This is a genomic window from Clostridium pasteurianum BC1, from assembly GCF_000389635.1.
In the GTDB taxonomy this organism is placed as follows: domain Bacteria; phylum Bacillota; class Clostridia; order Clostridiales; family Clostridiaceae; genus Clostridium_I; species Clostridium_I pasteurianum_A.
On sequence record NC_021182.1, the window covers coordinates 4,892,105 to 4,913,188 of the forward strand.

20 protein-coding genes, 4 tRNA genes and 1 riboswitch are annotated in these 21,084 nt (G+C 31.6%); of the genes, 6 read left to right on the plus strand and 18 right to left on the minus strand.

Annotated features, from left to right (window positions below):
- Window positions 1-9: 9 nt before the first annotated feature.
- The 6 genes from fabG to CLOPA_RS22745 form a co-directional block, all read right to left on the minus strand.
- A complete protein-coding gene (fabG, locus tag CLOPA_RS22720) occupies window positions 10-765 on the minus strand; it encodes a 3-oxoacyl-[acyl-carrier-protein] reductase (RefSeq protein WP_015617759.1) in 756 nt (251 codons plus the stop codon).
- 11 nt (window positions 766-776) lie between these two features.
- Window positions 777-1,712: an ACP S-malonyltransferase gene (fabD, locus tag CLOPA_RS22725; RefSeq protein ID WP_015617760.1), complete on the minus strand. Its 936-nt coding sequence runs from the start codon at window positions 1,710-1,712 to the stop codon at window positions 777-779.
- A 30-nt stretch (window positions 1,713-1,742) separates the two neighbouring features.
- Entirely contained in the window at window positions 1,743-2,681 is a 939-nt protein-coding gene (fabK, locus tag CLOPA_RS22730; protein WP_015617761.1) for an enoyl-[acyl-carrier-protein] reductase FabK, read from the minus strand.
- A gap of 140 nt (window positions 2,682-2,821) precedes the next feature.
- Entirely contained in the window at window positions 2,822-3,808 is a 987-nt protein-coding gene (locus CLOPA_RS22735; protein WP_015617762.1) for a beta-ketoacyl-ACP synthase III, read from the minus strand.
- A gap of 4 nt (window positions 3,809-3,812) precedes the next feature.
- Window positions 3,813-4,280 carry a MarR family winged helix-turn-helix transcriptional regulator gene (locus CLOPA_RS22740; RefSeq protein WP_015617763.1) on the minus strand — a complete coding sequence of 156 codons (468 nt, stop codon included), beginning with the start codon at window positions 4,278-4,280 and terminating at the stop codon, window positions 3,813-3,815.
- Window positions 4,281-4,361: 81 nt separating this feature from the next.
- A complete protein-coding gene (locus tag CLOPA_RS22745; protein ID WP_015617764.1) occupies window positions 4,362-5,438 on the minus strand; it encodes an NAD(P)H-dependent flavin oxidoreductase in 1,077 nt (358 codons plus the stop codon).
- A 432-nt stretch (window positions 5,439-5,870) separates the two neighbouring features.
- On the opposite strand from CLOPA_RS22745, the gene CLOPA_RS22750 reads away from it, so the two are divergent.
- The 3 genes from CLOPA_RS22750 (at window position 5,871) to CLOPA_RS22760 (ending at window position 9,328) form a co-directional block, all read left to right on the plus strand.
- Entirely contained in the window at window positions 5,871-7,292 is a 1,422-nt protein-coding gene (locus tag CLOPA_RS22750) for an efflux RND transporter periplasmic adaptor subunit (protein WP_015617765.1), read from the plus strand.
- 161 nt (window positions 7,293-7,453) lie between these two features.
- Window positions 7,454-8,134, plus strand: coding sequence for an ABC transporter ATP-binding protein (locus CLOPA_RS22755; protein WP_015617766.1), 681 nt, complete (start codon window positions 7,454-7,456; stop codon window positions 8,132-8,134).
- A complete protein-coding gene (locus CLOPA_RS22760) occupies window positions 8,135-9,328 on the plus strand; it encodes an ABC transporter permease (RefSeq protein WP_015617767.1) in 1,194 nt (397 codons plus the stop codon).
- Window positions 9,329-9,578: 250 nt separating this feature from the next.
- Here CLOPA_RS22760 and CLOPA_RS22765 read toward each other — a convergent pair whose 3' ends face one another.
- Entirely contained in the window at window positions 9,579-9,866 is a 288-nt protein-coding gene (locus tag CLOPA_RS22765; protein WP_015617768.1) for a DUF4190 domain-containing protein, read from the minus strand.
- Window positions 9,867-9,943: 77 nt separating this feature from the next.
- Window positions 9,944-10,150 (minus strand): hypothetical protein, encoded by a 207-nt coding sequence (locus CLOPA_RS22770; RefSeq protein ID WP_015617769.1) that lies wholly within the window; start codon window positions 10,148-10,150, stop codon window positions 9,944-9,946.
- A gap of 294 nt (window positions 10,151-10,444) precedes the next feature.
- Window positions 10,445-10,551, plus strand: a riboswitch (SAM riboswitch).
- Between the two features lie 166 nt (window positions 10,552-10,717).
- On the opposite strand from CLOPA_RS22770, the gene metF reads away from it, so the two are divergent.
- A complete protein-coding gene (metF, locus tag CLOPA_RS22775) occupies window positions 10,718-11,599 on the plus strand; it encodes a methylenetetrahydrofolate reductase [NAD(P)H] (RefSeq protein WP_015617770.1) in 882 nt (293 codons plus the stop codon).
- Window positions 11,600-11,740: 141 nt separating this feature from the next.
- On the opposite strand, the gene CLOPA_RS22780 is transcribed toward metF, so the two are convergent.
- A complete protein-coding gene (locus CLOPA_RS22780; RefSeq protein ID WP_015617771.1) occupies window positions 11,741-12,997 on the minus strand; it encodes a competence/damage-inducible protein A in 1,257 nt (418 codons plus the stop codon).
- Between the two features lie 112 nt (window positions 12,998-13,109).
- The gene (locus CLOPA_RS22785) at window positions 13,110-13,967 is read right to left on the minus strand and encodes a M23 family metallopeptidase (protein WP_015617772.1); all 858 of its coding nucleotides are present in this window, start codon (window positions 13,965-13,967) and stop codon (window positions 13,110-13,112) included.
- Between the two features lie 408 nt (window positions 13,968-14,375).
- Here CLOPA_RS22785 and CLOPA_RS22790 point away from each other — a divergent pair, with 408 nt between their 5' ends.
- Together CLOPA_RS22790 and CLOPA_RS22795 are read left to right on the plus strand one after the other, a co-directional pair.
- A complete protein-coding gene (locus CLOPA_RS22790) occupies window positions 14,376-15,356 on the plus strand; it encodes a DnaD domain protein (RefSeq protein WP_015617773.1) in 981 nt (326 codons plus the stop codon).
- On the plus strand, window positions 15,349-16,332 hold the full coding sequence (locus CLOPA_RS22795) for an ATP-binding protein (protein ID WP_015617774.1): 984 nt from the start codon (window positions 15,349-15,351) through the stop codon (window positions 16,330-16,332). The genes CLOPA_RS22790 and CLOPA_RS22795 overlap by 8 nt, the downstream gene beginning before the upstream one ends.
- Before the next feature lie 597 nt (window positions 16,333-16,929).
- Here CLOPA_RS22795 and CLOPA_RS22800 read toward each other — a convergent pair.
- The 8 genes from CLOPA_RS22800 to CLOPA_RS22835 all read right to left on the minus strand — a co-directional run bounded on the left by CLOPA_RS22800 (window position 16,930) and on the right by CLOPA_RS22835 (window position 21,027).
- A tRNA-Thr gene (locus tag CLOPA_RS22800) sits at window positions 16,930-17,005 on the minus strand.
- A 9-nt stretch (window positions 17,006-17,014) separates the two neighbouring features.
- A tRNA-Asp gene (locus CLOPA_RS22805) sits at window positions 17,015-17,091 on the minus strand.
- Between the two features lie 8 nt (window positions 17,092-17,099).
- Window positions 17,100-17,175 (minus strand) — tRNA-Val (locus tag CLOPA_RS22810).
- 6 nt (window positions 17,176-17,181) lie between these two features.
- A tRNA-Glu gene (locus CLOPA_RS22815) sits at window positions 17,182-17,256 on the minus strand.
- 269 nt (window positions 17,257-17,525) lie between these two features.
- Window positions 17,526-17,906 (minus strand): CoA-binding protein, encoded by a 381-nt coding sequence (locus CLOPA_RS22820; protein WP_015617775.1) that lies wholly within the window; start codon window positions 17,904-17,906, stop codon window positions 17,526-17,528.
- A 452-nt stretch (window positions 17,907-18,358) separates the two neighbouring features.
- Complete coding sequence (locus CLOPA_RS22825) at window positions 18,359-19,594, minus strand: NAD(P)/FAD-dependent oxidoreductase (RefSeq protein ID WP_015617776.1); 1,236 nt, start codon at window positions 19,592-19,594, stop codon at window positions 18,359-18,361.
- 258 nt (window positions 19,595-19,852) lie between these two features.
- Entirely contained in the window at window positions 19,853-20,599 is a 747-nt protein-coding gene (locus CLOPA_RS22830) for an acyl-[acyl-carrier-protein] thioesterase (protein WP_015617777.1), read from the minus strand.
- A 242-nt stretch (window positions 20,600-20,841) separates the two neighbouring features.
- On the minus strand, window positions 20,842-21,027 hold the full coding sequence (locus tag CLOPA_RS22835; protein ID WP_015617778.1) for a DUF1858 domain-containing protein: 186 nt from the start codon (window positions 21,025-21,027) through the stop codon (window positions 20,842-20,844).
- Window positions 21,028-21,084 lie beyond the last annotated feature (57 nt).

Genomic DNA, 21,084 nt, shown 5'->3' on the forward strand with positions numbered 1-21,084 from the left:
AAGTTATGTTTATTGCATTACCATACCGCCATCTACATTTATAACCTGACCAGTTATGTATGCGGCCATATCTGAGGCTAAAAATCCTACTAAATTTGCTACATCTTCTGGTGATCCTAATGTCTTCAAAGGGATAGTTCCCTTTATATTTTCCTTAACCTTATCAGAAAGTACTTCTGTCATATCTGTCTGAATAAAACCAGGTGCTACAGCATTAACTGTAATTCCTCTACTGCCAAGCTCTCTGGCTGCTGATTTTGTAAGTCCCAAAATACCTGCCTTTGCAGCTGCATAATTTAATTGACCTGCATTTCCTGTAATTCCTACTACAGAAGAAATATTTATTATTTTTCCAGACCTCTGCTTTAACATTATACCACTTACATGCTTTATAGTGTTAAACGCACCCTTTAAATTTACATTGATAACACTGTCAAAATCTTCTTCTTTCATTCTAAGTAGAAGTCCATCTTTAGTTATACCTGCATTGTTAACTAATATATCAATGCTTTTAAAAGTATCAACTGCTGCCTTTACAAGTTTTTCCGCTTCTTCAAATTTACTTATATCTGCTTGAACAGCTATAGCTTTTACGCCTTTTTCCTCTATTTCTTTTATGATATCCTCTGTGCCCTGTATACTGCTTCTATAATTTAAAACTAAATTAGCTCCCATATCTGCAAGCCTAAGTGCTATAGCTCTTCCAATTCCTCTACTAGCTCCAGTTACTATAGCAGTTTTATCTTTTAAACTACAACATTGCATTAAACTTCCCCCTATTCTCTAATACCTTCTACACATTTATTTAAACTTTCCAAATCCTCCACATTAAAGGTTTTAAGCTTTCTATTTATTTTCTTTACAAAACCACTTAGTACTTTTCCTGGCCCAATTTCCACAAAAGTATCTACACCAGCTTCTATCATTCTATTTATACTATCTTCCCATAGAACAGAACTCATAACCTGTCTTCTAAGCAAGTCTTTAATTTCCTTATCTGTTTCAATGTAATCTCCAGTGACATTTGTTATTACAGGAAGCTGTAATGTATTTATAACTACCTTTTCAAGCTCTACTGCAAGTTTTTCTGATGCTGGCTTTAACATTGATGTATGAAAAGGTCCGCTGACCTGCAGCATTACTACCTTCCTTGCTCCCGCTTCTTTAGCAAGTTCTGCTGCAATTTCCACAGCTGCCACTTCCCCAGCTATTGCAATCTGTCCAGGACAGTTAAAATTAGTAGGTTCTACTATCCCCTTAGTACTTGCCACTGTACAAACCTCTCTCACCTTATCACCCTCAAGACCCAAAACTGCTGCCATAGCCCCTTTACCCTGAGGTACTGCTTCCTGCATATATTTACCCCTCTTTTTTACTAGCTTTACAGCCTCCTGAAAATTAAGAACTCCAGCATATACAAGGGCAGAGTACTCTCCTAAACTTAGTCCTGCTGCAATGTCAGCTTTTATCCCCTTAGTCTCCAGGGCTTTAAGTGCAGCTATACTGGTTGTCAAAATAGCAGGTTGAGTATTTTCAGTTTTATCTAATTCTTCCTTATTACCCTGAAAACAAAGATCGCTTATTTTGAACTCTAATGCTTTATCTGCTTCATCAAATATATTTTTACTCTCTTTAAAACTGTCATAAAGTTCCTTTCCCATACCTACATATTGTGAACCTTGACCAGAAAACAAAAATGCTATTTTTCCCATAATACTTCTCCATTTCTTTAAAATGCTTATCTATAATATCTTAATATTTTCTAATGTCTTATCTGCTTCTGCAAACATTTCTTTTATTATATCCCTACAATTCTGCTTTTTACATACAAGTCCTGCTATCTGTCCAGCCATAATAGACCCCATATTTATATCTCCATCTTTTACAGCTTTAGGAAGAGCTCCTCTCCCTAATTCCTCGTATTTCTCAATTCCAGCTCCCTCTTTTTCAAGAATCTGAAATTGTCTAGTTAGCTTATTACGTAAAACCCTCACAGGATGGCCAGTAGGTCTCCCTGTAACTACTGAATCAATATCCTTTGCCTTTATAACTTTTTCCTTGTAATTTTCATGTACTGTGCACTCATTAGCTACTAAAAATCTCGTCCCAACTTGTACTCCTACAGCTCCAAGCATAAATGCAGCAGCAACACCTCTTCCATCTCCAACACCACCAGCCGCAATTACTGGAATATTAACTGCATCTACTACCTGCGGTACTAAGGTCATAGTAGTAAGTTCTCCAACATGTCCTCCAGACTCACAGCCCTCAGCTATAACTGCATCTACTCCACTTCTCTCCATTCTTTTAGCAAGGGCAACAGATGCTACTACCGGTATAACCTTGATTCCATAAGATTTCCACATTTCAATATACTTTCCTGGATTTCCAGCCCCTGTAGTGACAACCTTAACCCCTTCTTCACAGACCATTTTTGCAAGTTCTTCAGCATTTTCACTTAAAAGCATTATATTAACTCCAAAAGGCTTATCTGTCAGTTCTTTAGTTTTCCTAATTTCACCTCTTATATAATCTACTGGAGCATTAGCCCCTGCAATAACACCAAGTCCTCCAGCGTTTGATACTGCTGCTGCTAATGAGCTGTCTGCAATCCATGCCATAGCACCCTGAATAATAGGATACTCTATTCCTGCCATTTCACAAAATACGGATTTAATCATGATATCCTCCTCATATTATATAAATATTTTCATTTTTATAGCTGTTATGTTAATAGGTCAGATATAAAGATCAAAATTTAAATTGATTATCCTCAATAAATATCTAACCTCTGTATCTGACCTTAATAATTTTCTTCCGTTTAATCAATCATCCATTCTATAAGTGCTGCTCCAAAGGTTAGACCACCGCCAAAACCAACTAAAATAATTTTATCTCCTCTATGAAGGAGTCCATTTCTTGCCATCTCATTAAGAGCAAGTGGTATGCTTGCCGCAGATGTATTGCCATATCTATCTAAATTCATATAAAATTTATCACTATCAATTTCTAACCTTTTGGCTGCAGAATCTATAATTCTCATATTAGCTTGATGTGGTACAATATATTTAATATCTTCAATGGTACAATCTTGTTCTTTGAAAACCTCTTCTATACACTTAGGTATAATTTTAGTACCAAATCTAAATATATCTTTCCCATTCATAGTAACTAGGCTCTCCTGTTTTTCTGCTGATTTAATAAAGGGATTTCTAACTGGAACCGCTGAACAACCTAAAAACTCTGCTGCATTTCTTCCATCAGAGCCTGTATATATTGATAATATCCCATTTTCATCATGGGAACTTTGGAGTATAGCTGCACCTGCTCCATCACCAAATAAGACACAGGTACTTCTGTCCGACCAATCCACAATCTTAGAGAGTACTTCTGCCCCAATTACTAGCGCAGTTTTACACTGACCAGTTTTTATAAACTGAGTTCCTATATTTAGAGCATAAATAAATCCTGTACAAGCAGCACTTATATCAAAACAAGTTGCATTCTCTGCACCTATTTCAGCCTGAACAAGGCATGCAGTTGAAGGTATAAATTTATCTGGTGAAGCAGTTCCTACAACTATCAAATCTATGTCTAAAGGATCTATATTGGCATTCTTTATAGCTTCTAATGCCGCTTTTGTAGACAATACTGATGTATCCTCTCCAGTTGTTATTCTTCTTTCTCTTATTCCTGTTCTACTAGAAATCCATTCATCGTTGGTATCAACTATTTTTGAGAGATCGGAATTTGTTACTATCTTACTAGGTGCATAGCTTCCAGTCCCTATTATCTTAACACTCTTCACATAATCACTCCCTATTGGCCCTTACCTCTATTTTGTATTTATCCTTAAAACAGTAATTAATTTTCTCTAAAGCATTTATTAGAAGTTCCTCTTCTGAATTACTCATTCCCTTTACTATTTCCTTAATCATATCTCTATGAAATTTTGCATGAATTCTATAAGCAAGCTTTCCTCTTTTAGTCAATGTAATTCTAACTACTCTTCTGTCTTCCTGAGATCTCTCTCTCTGTACATAACCTTTTCTTACCAAATTACCTATAGCTTTGGTAAGTGTTCCTACAGTAATTCCCAGATCTAAAGCTACTTCAGACATAGTTCTTGCTGTATACATGCCTATAGCTTCTATAGTATGTATCTCTGTAACTGATATATCTTTAAATGACCCCTCTTTCAACGCCGTTTGCTCTATAGTTAGTATACCGTTAAAGATATCTACCATTAATTCATTCATCACAGTTAACGTCTTATCCAACTATATCACCGCTTTTTAAATAATTTTTATTGTTACCTACTTTAACAGTCAAAATATAGTGTAGCAAGCTTGACTTGTCAACTATTCCAGATATTTTTCGCATTCAGATACAAGTTCATCCAAAAGTTCTTTTACTGTAACAATCTTATTTATTTTATAAGCATTGCTGCCTGTAAATAATAGGCCATTATCAATGTCACCATTTACAGCATTTATAAGGGCCTTTGATATACAATATGGGGTATTTTTAGGATTACATGGTTTTAAGCAGTTATAACATTTCGTTATTGGTTCATTCTGTTTTTTTATTCTTTCAATAAATGGATTTCTTATAGCTCTTCCAGGCATTCCTACAGGACTAATTACAAGTTCAATATCTTCCTCTTTGCAATCAATAAAAGCCTGCTTATATTTTATATGTGCATCACATTCTTCTGTAGCTATAAATCTAGTAGCAATATCCACTCCCGCTGCTCCTAATTTTATATACTTTGCAATATCTTCTCCTGAATATATTCCACCTGCACAAATTACAGGTATCTTTCTTTTGTATTTATCTTCAAAAGGCTTTACTGCTTCTATTACAGATTGTAATATTTCTCCTAAATCTATATTCTTTTCATCCTTAAGTTCTTCTATGGAAAAGCCAAGGTGTCCACCGGCATTGGGACCTTCAACTACAATTAAATCAGGTATTCTATTATGTTTTTTATCCCACATTTTACAGATGACCTTTGCAGCTTTTCCAGATGAAACTACCGGAGCAATTTTAGTATTAGAACCTTCAACAATCCCCGGCAACGTCATAGGAAGTCCTGCCCCTGATATTATTAAATCTATGCCTTCCTCTACTGCAACTTTTGCCAAAATATCATAATCGTTTATTGCAACCATATGATTTAGTCCTATTATTCCCTTTGGACTAATTTCCCTTGCCTTTCTAATATGCTTTCTTAAAGCTCTTTCATTTGCTTCTAATGTATTAGTTTCAAAATCTGGTTCATCAAAACCAATCTGTACTGATGAAATAACTCCAACAGCACCACAACTAGCAACAGTACCAGCTAATCTGGAACGTGATATACCAACGCCCATTCCTCCTTGTACTATTGGGATATCAGCTTTTAAATCTCCTATTATCAAAGGAGGTAATTTCATACTTATCTCTTCCTTTTCTGTATAGTTAAATATTTATATTCATTATTATATACTTTGATAATCAAAGTATATATAAAAAGTACTATTTCGTCAAGATAGAATGTTAAAATATGTTTTTACAATTATACATTTTCCAATTCAAGTAAATACTTTTTCCTACTAATTCCTATAAGTATTCTATAAATTTATTATTTTTCTTTATCCTTATACATTATATCATAACAAAGACCTATCTTTAGTAATTACAATTTATTAATAGATATATTTCATAATAAAACAAGTACAACAAAAAATATTTTTAAATAATAATCTATTAATAATATTGTCATGAAATTGTAACAATGCACCTATAATATAGACTTATTGTTTTACTAATGTAAATTTATTACACTCCAATATATAAAAACATAAAATCCAGGGGGGAAATAAAAAATGAATAGGACTTCATTAAAAAAATTAATTATACCAATAGTAGTTGTAGCTATAATTTCTGGTGGTTCTTACTATGCCTATAGCAAATATTCTAATAGCAAAACTACTAGCCAGAGCAGATTTATAACAATGACTGCAACAAAAGGTTCTCTTTCTGTAGGCGTTCCAGGTACGGGAACAGTGGTTTCATCATCATCAAAAGATATTGTAGCTAGTGGGAATGGTACCTTAACTAATTTTCCGATACAACTTGGAAGTGTTGTAAAACAAGGGGACTCCTTGGGATACGTAAATGATTCAAGTATAAACAATCAGGTACAAACTGACCAAATGAAACTTACTCAAGCACAACAACAGCTTACTCAAATAACCAACCAGGCAAATTATCAGGCACAAACTGATCAATTAAAGCTTACTCAAGCACAAACACAGCTTTCTCAAATGACTAAACAATCAGACATAGATAATCAAAATATAACTATTCAACAATTACAAAATTCTCTGAGTAATGATAATGCTACAAAAACTCAAAATATAAATAATCAGAATACAACTATTCAACAGCTTCAAAATACTTTAAATAACGATATTACAACTAAAAATAATCTAAATTTAACAGTACCAATAAGTGGTACTGTAGTAGCTCTTAATAATCAAAATGGTGATACAGTTCAAAGTGGTAAAACCATAGCAACAGTACAAGATACTAATCATCTTCAATTAAACGTAGCAGTGGATGAGCTTGATATAAACAAGATACAGCTTGGACAAAAAGCTGATATTACTTTTGACGATATACAGGGCAAAACATTTACAGGCTCAGTAGCTAGCATTGCTTATACAGGACAAACTTCAAACAATGTAACTACTTATAATGTAGTGGTTACCATAGATAATCCATCTGGAATAAAAATTGGCATGAATGGTAATGTAAATATACAAGTACAAAATAAAGATAATGTACTAATGGTTCCTACTGAAGCTATACAAACCAGAAATGGTAAAAAATATGTCATGGAACCTACCTCAAGCGCTTCTGGCACATCTAATAGTTCAGGAAGTAGCCGTCAGGGCAATGGATACAGTGGAAATGGTGGAAGCGGTGGAAACGGTGGACAACGAGGTGGAAACGGGCAAAGTGGATCTTATAGTGGCGGCAATAGAGCTTCCTCCTCTGGTGGAAAACTTGTTGAAATTGAAACTGGAATAGAAAACCAAAACGATGTGGAAATAACAAGTGGTCTTCAAGAAGGTCAAAAAGTCTTAGTTCAGCTACCAAATATATCTTCTAGTGGCTCAGGCTCACAAGGTAGATCTGGCGGTGGTGGCGGCTTCGGCGGCGGCAGTGGCAGTTTCGGCGGTGGTGGCGGCAGCTTCGGCGGCGGCAGTGGCTCCGGTGGTGGTGGCCGTTCTGGAAATTAGTATATTTACCTCATAACCAGAATTCTTAGACAGGTAGAACTTTACTCTATCTGAAATCTAAGAGTAATTATCTAGGAACGTCCGCTGTTATCTCTAACTTTTAGAAGCTTGCATTCTGCGGCTAGTTATTAGATAAAAATTAATTATGGAGGAAACTATAAATGATTGAAGTAAAAAATCTCAGTAAAATTTACACAATGGGCAAAGAGAAAGTTTACGCACTAGATAATATTTCTCTAAGTATAAAAGATGGAGAATTTGCTGCTATCGTTGGTCCATCAGGCTCTGGAAAATCCACATTGATGAATATTTTAGGCTGTCTTGATGTACCTACTCAGGGAAATTATATATTAGATGGTAAACCCGTTGAAAGCTTAAATGATGATCAACTTGCTGAAATACGAAACGAAAAAATAGGCTTTATATTTCAAAGATACAATTTACTTACAAAACTAAATGTTTACGAAAATGTGGAAATACCACTAATTTATTTGGGTCTAAATTCAGGAGAGAGAAAACAGAGAGTAATTGATGCCTTGGAACAAGTAGGTTTATCAACGCGTACTCATCATAAACCTACTGAGCTTTCTGGTGGTCAGCAGCAAAGAGTATCCATAGCAAGAGCTCTTGCCACTAACCCCTCATTAATAATGGCAGATGAACCTACAGGAGCTTTGGACAGTAAAACTGGTAAAGAAGTCCTTGCATTATTACAGGATCTCCATAAAACTGGAAGAACAATTGTATTAATAACTCATGATCTTGCTATAGCCGAAAAAGCAGAAAGAAGAATACAAGTAAAGGATGGTCACATAATTTCTGATGATGGGAGGAATATGTAAATGAAGGTAATTCAGCTATTTAAAATGGCTATCAAATCTATCATTGGTAATAAAATAAGATCTATTCTTACTATGCTTGGTATAATTATAGGTATAGCTTCAGTTATAATTCTTGTTGCCATGGGCCAAGGGACTACTAAACAGGTTCAAGACTCCATACAAAGCATGGGTACTAATCTTATAACTGTAAGTGTTGTTGGGAATAGAAATGAGCCTGTTACAACTAAGGAATTAGATCAACTTAAAACTAAACCTGGAATTGCAGATATATCTCCAACATTAACCCAAAATGTTAACCTTGCAGCTAATGATCAAACTACTAGTACTTCTGCTCAAGCTGTAGAGCCAAATTTTGCAACAATTAGAAATATGTCAGTTGAAAGCGGAAGATTTATAAATCAGTCAGATTTAGACAACAGGTATCACTCAGCTGTAGTTGGCACAGAGGTTGCTACTTCACTTTTTAACACTACTAATGTTGTAGGACAAACAATAAGCGTGAACGGTGTAGATTTTAATATAGTTGGTGTTTTAACCTCAATGGGAACAAGTTCTGCTGGTTCGTCAGATAATACAATATTACTTCCTCTTACAACAGCACAAAGGCTTTTAAAAACAACACAAGTAAAGACCTTTTACGTCCAGGCATCAAGTTCTAGCTCTGTAGATAATGCCATGTCTTATCTTCAAATTTTTCTAGACAAAAAATATAGTCTGCCAATTAGTTCAAGTACTACAGCTACAAATAAATATTTTAGAGTAATGAATGAAACCAGTTTACTTCAAACAGCAACCTCTACACAGCAAAGTATGACTAATATGCTTTCAGGTGTAGCAGCTATTTCTCTAGTAGTTGGTGGTATTGGTATTATGAACATCATGCTGGTGTCTGTTATGGAACGTACCCGAGAAATCGGTATTAGAAAAGCATTAGGTGCTAAGAGGAAAGCCATACTTTTACAATTCCTCATTGAAGCAGTGTTCATAAGCGGTATTGGTGGTATAATTGGTGTATTGATTGGCATTGGCGGCGGCCAATTATTAAAAACCTATAACCATACTGCAATACAATTATCCGGAACAGTAATATTAGCTGCTTTTGCTTTCTCTGTAACTGTTGGTGTGGTATTTGGCCTATACCCTGCAAACAAAGCATCAAAATTAAACCCAATAGATGCATTAAGTTATGAATAAATTACAACAAAATATTATCTTAAAATAAGAAAAGCACTATGGAAATCTATTGTTCTTCAATAGATTTCCATAGTGCTAATTTTCATTATATAAGTTTTTGTAACAAATCCCTCAATAAAAATTTTAATATATATCTTAATTGTAAATTAAATCAATAACAGCTACGCAGAAGAGATTTAACTAAAAATAACAATGTTGCAACATTTATAGCATATTAATCTTTCATCTTGAAAAAATATTATTTTCTTAATTAATAATTTGTACTTGATGTGGCTCCAATTAATGCTCCACAAGCCACTAAAAACAATATAAATAATACAACAGCTATAATTCCTAGAACTAGTCCTGTAGTAGCCATACCATTACCATTAAGCTCACCATTAGAGTTTTTGATTTTATTTTTGCCTATAACTGCAAAAACAATTGCTAATATAGCTAGTATTATTCCTAGAAAATTAATTCCAGGAATTAAATCAAAAATTACACTTATTATACCTAGAATCATACTAGTCACAGCAAAATTATCATTTTTAACCAATTGCTATTCACTCCTCTAAAAATATTATTATATTTATATCTTTTACAACTATAATTAGGCTTAGATTTGTCTAAGTATTATGTTTTCATAAGTCTTTCCAAGCGCTTTATTTCATCTGGAGCCAAATCAATTGGAACTTCCACTGTAGTATTACTAAGAATAAACCTGGCACACTTTTCATAATCTGCATTACAAAACTTACTCTTATATTTAATAATATCATCCTTAAGCTTCTCATCTGAATTATTAATAAAAGGACATGTTTCTAAATTAGGACAAACCATAGTAATTCCTCCAAGCAAAACTTATCCCTACAATTATATGAGCTTATCCTCAATATTTATTCTAAGTTTATGAAAATAAATTTTTAGGTTTTCTTTATTATTTCTAACCTTTTGTTTTATTTTGACACTGTAAACTAAATTTATGATATTACTAAGAGATAAAAACTTACACTTTAAATATACTTTCTATATAATAGTTGCCCACTATATACTGTTTACTAGCATCCATTGACATAACTTAATCCTTATATTAATATTATCTTAAGTAAAGTATCTTCAAATATATATTAAACGTTCTTATCTGGAGAGGTGGAGGGATTGGCCCTATGAAACCCAACAACTGACATCTGTGATGTAGTCGTGTTAATTCCTGCAGACTTATGTGTTGTGAAAGATAGGAAAATGGTTTTTAAAGTTTAACAGGACTGTTTTTCTAAAAGAAAGACAGTCCTTAATTAATTTTAATTAGGTAACTAATTTTGCTATAATCTGAATAGCTATTCATACATAACTAATTATTTTAATATCAATTATAGAAGAATTTATTTTAGAAAGGCAGTGCTTTTTATGAAAATAAAAGATATGTACAATAAGGAAATACCTTTGATTTCTTTTGAAATTTTTCCTCCTAGAAAGGAAACTAATATAGAAAGTATATATAATACAATAGATATATTATCCAGTTTAGAACCTGATTTTATAAGTGTAACTTATGGAGCTGGCGGATCTAATGATAATAAAACTATGGAAATTGCTTCAATTATTAAAAATAAATATAATATAGAAGCTTTAGCTCACCTTACTTGTATTACTTCAACTAAAAATGATATAGAAAATACACTAAATAATTTAAAGGAAAATAATATAAATAATATTCTAGCCCTCAGAGGAGATTTTCCATCTGAATCTTATAAACAGAATAAGCTTGAATATAAATATGCAAGTGATCTCATAAATCATATCAAGACAAAGCAAAGTTTTTCTATTGGTGCTGCCTGCTATCCTGAGGGTCATATAGAATGTAAAAGCATTAGAGAGAATTTATTACACCTTAAACAAAAGGTGTCCATGGGTGCTGAATTTTTGATTACACAACTATTTTTTGATAACGAATATTTTTATGATTTCAATGAAAAAATTAAAGAATTTAATATAAATATACCTATATCTATAGGTATAATGCCTGTAACAAATAAAAATCAGTTATTAAAAATGATCTCCCTATGTGGGGCAAATTTACCTGATAAATTTATAAGAATATTAACCAAATATGAATATAATCCAGAAGCACTAAAAGAAGCTGGCATTGCCTATGCTACAGAGCAGATAATAGATCTTCTTTCCTATGGTGCAGATGGAATTCATATATATACAATGAACAAGCCAGAAATAGCAAAAAAAATATTATCAAATATATCTTATATACGGAAAACAAATAAAATATCTTAAATAAATTACCTGCTTCCTAGATTATAATTATAATTTTTAATTTTATTATGCTGCTAATTCATTCATATTAAAAGACTTCTTAGATTAAAAAAGTTTTAATCTAAGAAGTCTTTTAATATGTTATAGAAAAGTAATTTTTAGTTAGTTACTGTCTTTATTTAAATAAGCAATTAATTCCCTTCTAAGCCAATCTAAAGTAGAAGCTACAGCTCTATCTCTAATCTTTTGTCTGTTACCCACCAGGTTTAACTGCTTTGTTTTTACTACGCCATTTATGTAAATTCCAGCATAAACAAGTCCTACTGGTTTCTCATCAGTACCACCACCAGGCCCTGCAATCCCAGTAGTGGAAACTCCTATATTAGTACTTGCTGCTTTTGCTATTCCCTCTGCCATTTCCGCTGCACATTCACTACTAACAGCGCCAAATTTATTTAGGGTATCCTCTTTAACTTTTAATCTATTAATTTTTGCAATATTGCTATAAGTTACAACTCCCTCAAGAAAAACAGAAGATACGCCAGGATAATTGATTAATTTTCCTGCTAAAAGCCCACCTGTACAAGATTCAGCTGTAGCTATAGTAAGTTTATTTTCTATAAGTAGTTTAGCCACTATTTCTTCTACAGATTCATTCTCTACTCCATAAACATTTATATCCCCTAATTTATCTCTTATCTCCTTCTCAACTGGTACAATTAGTTTATATGCATCTTCCTCACTGTTAGCTTTGGCAGTAAGCCTTAAAGTTACCTCATTGTCCTTTGCATAAGGTGCCACTGTAGGATTTGTCTGCCTATCTATTATATATCCTATTAAATTATCAACACTACTCTCACCTATACCTGTTATCCTTAAAACCTTGGATATAAGAGTTCCATCTTGGAATTTTTTTAAGTAAGGTATTACTCCTTCATTTAACATTGGTACCATCTCTTTTGGCGGTCCTGGAAGCAATATGGCTATTTTATTATTTTCTTCTATAATACATCCTGGTGCTGTTCCGTTATTATTTTTTAGAATAATACATCCCTCTGGAAAATATGCCTGTTTTCTATTATTTTCACTAACTTCTCTATTTATCTTCTTGAAAAAAGTTAAAATTTCTTCTAGAGACTTATTATCTAAAATTAATTTCTTATTGAAATATTCTGCTGCTATTTCCTTTGTTAAATCGTCTTTTGTTGGTCCAAGTCCTCCAGTTGTAATTACAATATCAGCTCTGCTTAGTGCAAAATTATATGCATTCTTTAATCTTTCTGGATTATCTCCAACTACCGTTTGATAATATACATTAATACCTAAATTGGCCAATTCTCTAGAGATATATTGAGCATTAGTATTTAATATATCTCCTAAAAGCAATTCTGTTCCCACCGATAAAATTTCAGCTCTCATTTTCTCACCCCATCTTTTAGATTACAGTTTTTGCAAAAAATAAAACTGTGCATATATTTACATATAATTATATCATAAATATATACACAATATTCTACTTAGCCTTTTGGAATTATCTATGCACAACATTATTATTTAAATATTTAAATGGATCTACAGCCGTTCCATTTAATCTAACCTCAAAATGTATATGAGGTCCTGTGCTTCTACCCGTACTACCAGCCTTTCCTATTTCATCTCCAGTATTCACCTTATCTCCTTTGTTTACTTCAATCTTGCTGCAGTGAGCATAAACAGTCTCCAGCCCTCCAGCGTGCCTTAATATTATTACATTCCCATAACCTTCTTGTACTCCTACAAATTCGACCTCACCACTCATAGCAGCTCCTATTTTGGTCCCTAAAGGTACGGCTATATCTATACCTTCGTGAATACCTGCTTCCACAGTTCCATCATTTAGTTTTACCTTTCTGTATCCAAAAAAGGAACTTATTCTACCATTGGCTGGTAATACAAGAAGTGCTGCCTGCTGTCTATTATTTCCTGCTACTTCATGAGAACTTACAGCTACTTCCTGACCTTTAATATTGTTAACTGATACTTTAGCAGCAGACTTTGTATTTCCTTTAACATTTGTTGGTGTCGGTTTGGATTCACTTTTAGCCTTTGCTTTATCTGAATTTGACACTTTAGTTATTTCTTTTACCTTAGATTCCTTCGCAGCTTCTATATTATCTTTAGGAATTTCTTTTTCATTTTTACTTGTACTCTTATTCTTATCATTTATATTCTTTGCACTACTATTCTTTTCAGTAGAAATATTATTTGTTTTCTCTACCTGATTAAATGAAACATTAGTAGTATTTTCAAAGGCCATAGTCCTGCAATAACTAAATACACAAAAGCTAATAGTAGAAATTATAAGTATTAACCCCTTTACAACAGTTCTATGTTTATTTTTTAATTTCAAAGCAATCTCTCCTCTCGCATTAAGATATTATTGACATATTTTATAAAAAATATAATATTTAAATATATTTTCACACTACATCTTTAAAATATTATATTTAAAAGTGAACTGCAAATAATTTTCCATTATGCAGTTTATATCATTCTCTACATAAATTTTTTACAACATATAATAGCCAATTTTTATCTCGTGTACTTCTTTTGTGAAATGGTATGACATTGAAATTTTTAGTAATTAATGGTTATAATTAGTAAAAACTTTATTATTGCTTTTAACTGTAGATTATAATATGATTGGTTTGTTAACATAATTTTTATGTTTAAATATTAAATTCGATTCAATATTTTGTTATAATAAATATAAGTGATACTATATATTGTATAATTAATTTTGAAAGGCGGTGGTATTGTGAGTACTTTTATGTTTAAAAACAAAGTAAATAACTATACGCCTATAAGTAATGTATTTATAGATAAGTACATGCCTAAAGCAAGAGGCGAGTATGTAAAAGTATATCTTTTAGGAATAAAATATTGTATATCTGGAGAACCTGGTGTAAATTCCGCAATGTTTGCCGGAACTCTTCATCTTCTTGAAACAGATTTAATGAATGCCTGGAATTATTGGAACGATGAGGGTGTAGTAAGACTTGTTCCAATAGATAACTTAGGCAATTTTAATATAGACTTTTTGGATTTAGATGAACCTACTTTAGATAAAAATGAGAATATAGATTTATTAAAAGAACTGGATAATAATTCTACTAAAGATATGCTTCAAGATATCGAAAATCTTGTTGCTAGACCACTTTCAACTAAAGAAATGAAAATGTATATCAGTTGGATAAATGACTTCAGTTTTCCACCTGAATTAATTCTTCTGCTCATTGAGTACTGTACATCTAAAGGTAAAACCGACTATAGATATATAGAAAGAATTGCCATATCCTGGCATGATGCTAAAATTAATACTATAGAAAATGCACAAACTTATATAAAAAAGCATGAAGACAAATGGATAAAAATAAGAAAAATATTATCTTATCTAGGAATTAAAGATGCAGAAATTATGAAACCTCAACAACAAATATTGGAAAAGTGGATAAATTCATATAAATTTTCTTTAGATGTTATTTATAGAGCTTGTGACATCACTTTTTCGCGAATAAACAAAGCAGATTTTAAATATATAGATGCTATTTTAAGTAATTGGTTTAAAGATGGAATTAAAACTATTGAAGATATAGATACCAAAGATTTTAAGAAAACTAAATTTAAAAAATCAGCTTCAAATTCAGGACCAAAAACTAATTTCAATAATTATGAACAAAGGTCCTATGATTATGACGAACTTGAAAAGAAATTATTAGGATGGGATAAGAATGATTAGAGGATATAAGGAAGAAATAGCTAAAATCTATTCTCGTATACAAGAAAATGAAGATGCAGCATTAAAAAAAAGGAAATTGGAAATTTCAGAAAAACTTCCGGATGTTTCAAATATAGAACGTCAGATAGCTACACTTTGCATAAATTTATCAGTTATATCTTTTAAAGATGTAGATAATAGAGAACAACATCTAAAAGAACTTAGAGAAAAAATTACAGATCTCAGAATAAAAAAGTCTGAGCTTCTGGCATCCAACGGTTATCCTATAGATTACGTTTCTCGCCGTTATAAATGCAACAAATGCAAGGATACAGGTTATATTGGATCTACAAGATGCGTTTGTTATAAGCAAAAGCTTGTTAAACTATATTATAAAGATTCTCATTTGGATCTTATATTAAAAGATAATAATTTTGAACATTTCAATATAAATTATTATTCCTCCAGCAGAACAGGTGAAGAACCAAAAAGTCCACGAAAAAATATAGAAGAAAAAATAATACCATTTATTATGGATTACATAAAAAATTTTTCAGCTTCAAATACTAATTTACTTTTTTATGGCAATTCCGGTACTGGTAAGACATTTTTATCTAATTGTATTGCCAAAGATTTATTAGATAGAGGCTTTTTGGTTATTTATCGAACTGCTGATGATCTCATTCAGGAACTAAAGCAAATTAAATTTGAAAATAATTCTACTCTAGAAGACTTACTGTTAAATTGTGATCTATTGATATTGGATGATTTAGGTACAGAACAAATAACAGACTTTTCCTCTACAGAATTGTTCAATCTTTTAAATAAAAGACTATTAATAAATAAAAAAATGCTTATTTCTTCTAATTATTCTTTAGAGAAACTTTCTAGGACATATTCAGAGAGAATTACGTCGAGATTATTCGGTAATTTCAATCTTTTTAAATTTTATGGTGAAGATATAAGAGTGAAAATTAATTTTTCAAAACAAAGATAATATCCCAATAGTATATTTATTTCAATTAGCAATTGTAAAAAAAGACGAAGTAACTATAAGGTTAGTTAAGATAATACATGATAATTTTTGAGCATTGACAAGTGAAAGCTTTTCACCCGGCTTACGCGGTGAAAAAGTGAAAGATTGCCGCTGAAGTGTCAAGGTGAAAGATTTAATCTTGGCTTCGCCTCGATTAAAAGTGAAAGAATTCACGTGGTGAATAGTGAAGGATGCTTTTTCTCCGATGTGCTGTGAAAAAGCTTTGTAACTAAAAATTTAATTATTATGAAAGGCTAATTATTTTTTATTTTAAAATTTTTTCGTAGAGAAAGGTCGAAAAAATATCCTTCACTTTTGGCTTTAGCCAAATCTATCACTTTTAACTAGCGAAGCCACGTTAAAGATTTCACTGCTTAATGAACAAACCCTCAAGTTAGTTCGCAACTTTCTTAAATTATTAGTTAAACCACTCTTCTAAATAACTCCAATGTTCCTTATTCTATATGATGATTTTTCCATGTAAGTTCTAATTATTTGTTTTTTACTTTAATCTCTTTATATAACAAAAAAACTCCTTAGAAATAATCTAAGAAGTTTTGGTGCTGGCAATAGGAATTGAACCCATAACCTACTGATTACAAGTCAGTTGCTCTACCAATTGAGCTATGCCAGCTTAAAAATATGGCGACCTGGAAGGGGATCGAACCCTCGACCTCTGGCGTGACAGGCCAGCACTCTAACCAGCTGAGCTACCAGGCCATATTTTGTGGTGGGCATTACAGGGCTCGAACCTGTGACCCTCTGCTTGTAAGGCAGATGCTCTCCCAGCTGAGCTAAACGCCCACAAAATGGTGACCCCTACGGGACTTGAACCCATGATACCACCGTGAAAGGGTGGTGTCTTAACCGCTTGACCAAGGGGCCTTATTAAATTTTATTGCCAGATCTCGCGACCCAACAATAAATATGATACAAAAAAAACCGTTTAATGTCAACATAAATTTTCGTATTTTTTAATATTTCTTAAAATAATAAAAATAAAATGTCATATATTATCTCAATATATCAATGACTTCCAAATTTATCAAAGCAGTTTCTTCTAGGTTTCTTATATTCTTGAATTCATCCTTAATGTACTCATAATCCTATACCTTCTGATACATCTTATCTTGAAATATATTGCTATCAACTATCTAATTATTTAACTTACGTGAAAGTTCTACTAATGCGCAGCCTTCTATTGCTGCAATACCATTTTTTCTACAATAATCTAATATTTCATTACTTCCCGCACCTGGCTGGATGAGTATCTTATCTATATTTAAATCTCTTACTTCTTTCAGCATTCCAATACCCATTACAGGATTTATACATAAATCTACAACATCTATTTTATAATTAACATCTTTTAGATTTATATATACATCTTCCGATTTGCCTCTAGGATTAACACCAGATGCATTATATCCCTTCTGTTTTAATTCTTGTAATATTTTATAAGCATACTTTATGCTATTTGAAACATCGCCCACTACAACCCAATTCTTATATTTCATTAATTCCTCAGCTTTCATAAATATCAGCCCTCCTAATATACAATTGTAACCATGCTATCTTATCCGATGACTATCCCCTCTAATACTCCCATCACTTTCCTTCAAAGTGGGAGTAAAGAGTGGCTACGTCCCTGGATAACGATTTACCCTAAAGGACAACGATTTATAAGTATCAAAAATACTGATACTTAGAACTCTGTTAGTAAGTATCATAAATACCGATACTTAGAAATCTGTTTATAAAAAACTGTAATTATTGTAAGCTAAATTACAAATTATTTATTTAGTATTATTATAAGCTAAACAAATATAAATATCCTTATAACATTTAAGCATCTACAATTTGTAATATACAATTTATAAATTGTATATTCATAGCTTTTTGTATAAATATTTAATTTATAAATACTCTGTAGCTTATATTATTTTGCCAAAAAATTTTTTGTATATCTTCAAATTACGAATTTAAGTTAAGTATCTGCTGCGCTCTTTCCTGCAATATATCCTGAACTCCAGGCCCACTGAAGATTAAAACCTCCACAATCACCATCTACGTCCAATATTTCTCCACAAAAATATAAATTATCTATAATTTTTGATTTCATAGTTTCAGTTTCCACGTATTTAGTATCAACTCCTCCAGCAGTAACTTGAGCATTAGAAAAGGAATTTGTATCTATAACCTGAAAAGTCCAGTTTTTTAGAAAATTATAAATATTTTTCTTTTCTTTCCAACTTAATTCTAAACAGAGCTTATGCATGTTATCTAATTCAGCTTCCTTTAAAATTATAGGAATCATTTTCTTATTAATAATTCCTATAAGTGAATTAAACACAGTTCTATAGCTAAATATTCCCCAATGATTTTCTAAAAAATCTATAAGCTCCTTCATTTTATATTGAGGCATCATATCAATTCGTATATCTGCATTCTTTCCCTGCTGAAGGGCTTTTGCTGCAATGCTACTTAGTTGCAATATAGGTGGCCCCGATATGCCATAGTCAGTAAATAGAATTTCTCCAAATTCTCTTCTTTTTACTTCTCCCTTTACTAATACTTCACAGTATCCATTAAATTTAATGCCAGATAATGCCTTTAGATTTTTATATTTAAGCTTTAATTGTACCAGGGCTGGAATAGGATTAATTATCATATGTCCAAAAGATTTTGCAATAAAATAACCAATGCCGTCCGATCCTGTTTTAGGTGCAGCCTTTCCACCAGTAGCCAGTATTAATTTATTACACTGAAAACTTTCTTCTTTATCATCTGTGGAAATATGAAATTCTGAGTTCTTTATTTTAATATCTTTAACCTTGTTATTTAAATATACAGGTATACCTCGTTCCTCTAGTGCCAGTCTAATTGTATCTAAAACTGAAGATGCCTGAAGAGACATGGGATACATTTTACCCTCATCTAAGAGCGTAAGATGTAATCCTATGGAATTAAAAAACAATTCTGAATTCCTATAGTCAAAATTATTTAGAGCAAAGTTAAAAAAGCCATCATTATTGCTATGATATCTTGAATAATCAATACACCTATTAGTTATGTTGCATCTTCCATTTCCTGTAGTCAGCAACTTTTTCCCTATTCTATCATTTCGTTCTAAAATTGCCACATCTTTTCCTAGGTCTTTAGCAGTAATCGCTGCCATAATTCCAGAAGCACCACCACCAACTATAATAATATCATGTTTCAAAATTCTTTCTCTCCCTTTGTCATTTCAAATCCATAACTTCTAATCTACTCTTTGTACAATGAATATTGTAATATAGGTTGCAATTAGAATCATACTTCAATTGATAATAGGTAGTGAATAATATTTAAATAAAATACTATTTTATTAGTGAAGATAACTTATTACAACATATATACTTATATTTTAAAATTTTTATATTATTTTCTAAATTAAAAATTAAAAATTTTAGATATAATCCTTGGTTATAATCTATATTTTCTATTTACTCCATACAGTTTTTACCAAATTCAATCTTTCACCATTAGAATTTAAAAGAGAATTATAGACTATATATCCATTATCAATTTCTATAGTTTCTCCCAAAACTTTAACAGCCTCTCCATAAGCAGTCTCTTTATCATAGTCTATTCTTAATTGCTTTAACTTATAGTTATTAATTATTTCTTTTGGAATTGTTTCTAATGCCCAGGATACATACTTAACATTATTTACATGCTTATTTGTATCTATATCACTATATCTGACAAAAAAAGTTTTTTCATCAGTAATATTAGTAGGTTCCTTTAGTTTTTCAAACTCAATTGGAGTATTATCCTTTTCAGTAAGCCCAAATCTTTCTATTATTTCCCCTTGTATTTTACAAGGCCTTCTTCTCTTCATATTTATCATAAACCACAATGAATTAGCTGTAACTATTATTTCTCCTAAAGAATTTATAATTTCAAATTTTCTATAAGCATAAAACCGCCTCACTGAATGTGCCCAAGTTCGTATCCTTAATTCTTCACCAAGCCTAGCATATTTACTTATACTTATATCCCATTTATACACAACCCAAGCTATATTGTTTTCCAAGAGATATTCTATCCCCATGCCTAAGCTTTCAGAATGATTTAGTGATAAATCTTCAAAATAATTTACAAAAGTTGCAATAAAGGCCCTTCCATTTCTATCTGCTTCATAATGACGAACTTTATAAGATTCTTCATAAAATATATTTTTCACATTATTTACCCCCCACAAAATAAATTGAAAATGCTGCAGATAATTTATATCAAAATAAATTGAAGATTTGTAACATTTTATACTTATATTATAAGCCTACATCAACACAGAATATATAGTCCAAAACCAGTATACTGGATAATTATTGTAAAAAATACACTAAATCTAGAAATAATTAAAAATAAGCACTGAATTTAAGATAAACTCAGCGCCTATATCATCTAAAATTTATGTTTATAAATTTATTTGTTTAATGCTAATAATAAATCATCTAAATCTAACGCATGAACTAATGCAGCTTGTTCTAATGTTTCTCCTTGAGATGATGGACATCCTATACAGCCCATACCAAAACTCATTAATACCTGTGCCTTTTCAGGATAAGTTCTTACTACTTCGCCTATAGTTGTATCTTTATTAATTTCCATAATACATACCTCTCTTCTCATATATAATTAGTATTCTTATTATAACATATTTAATAT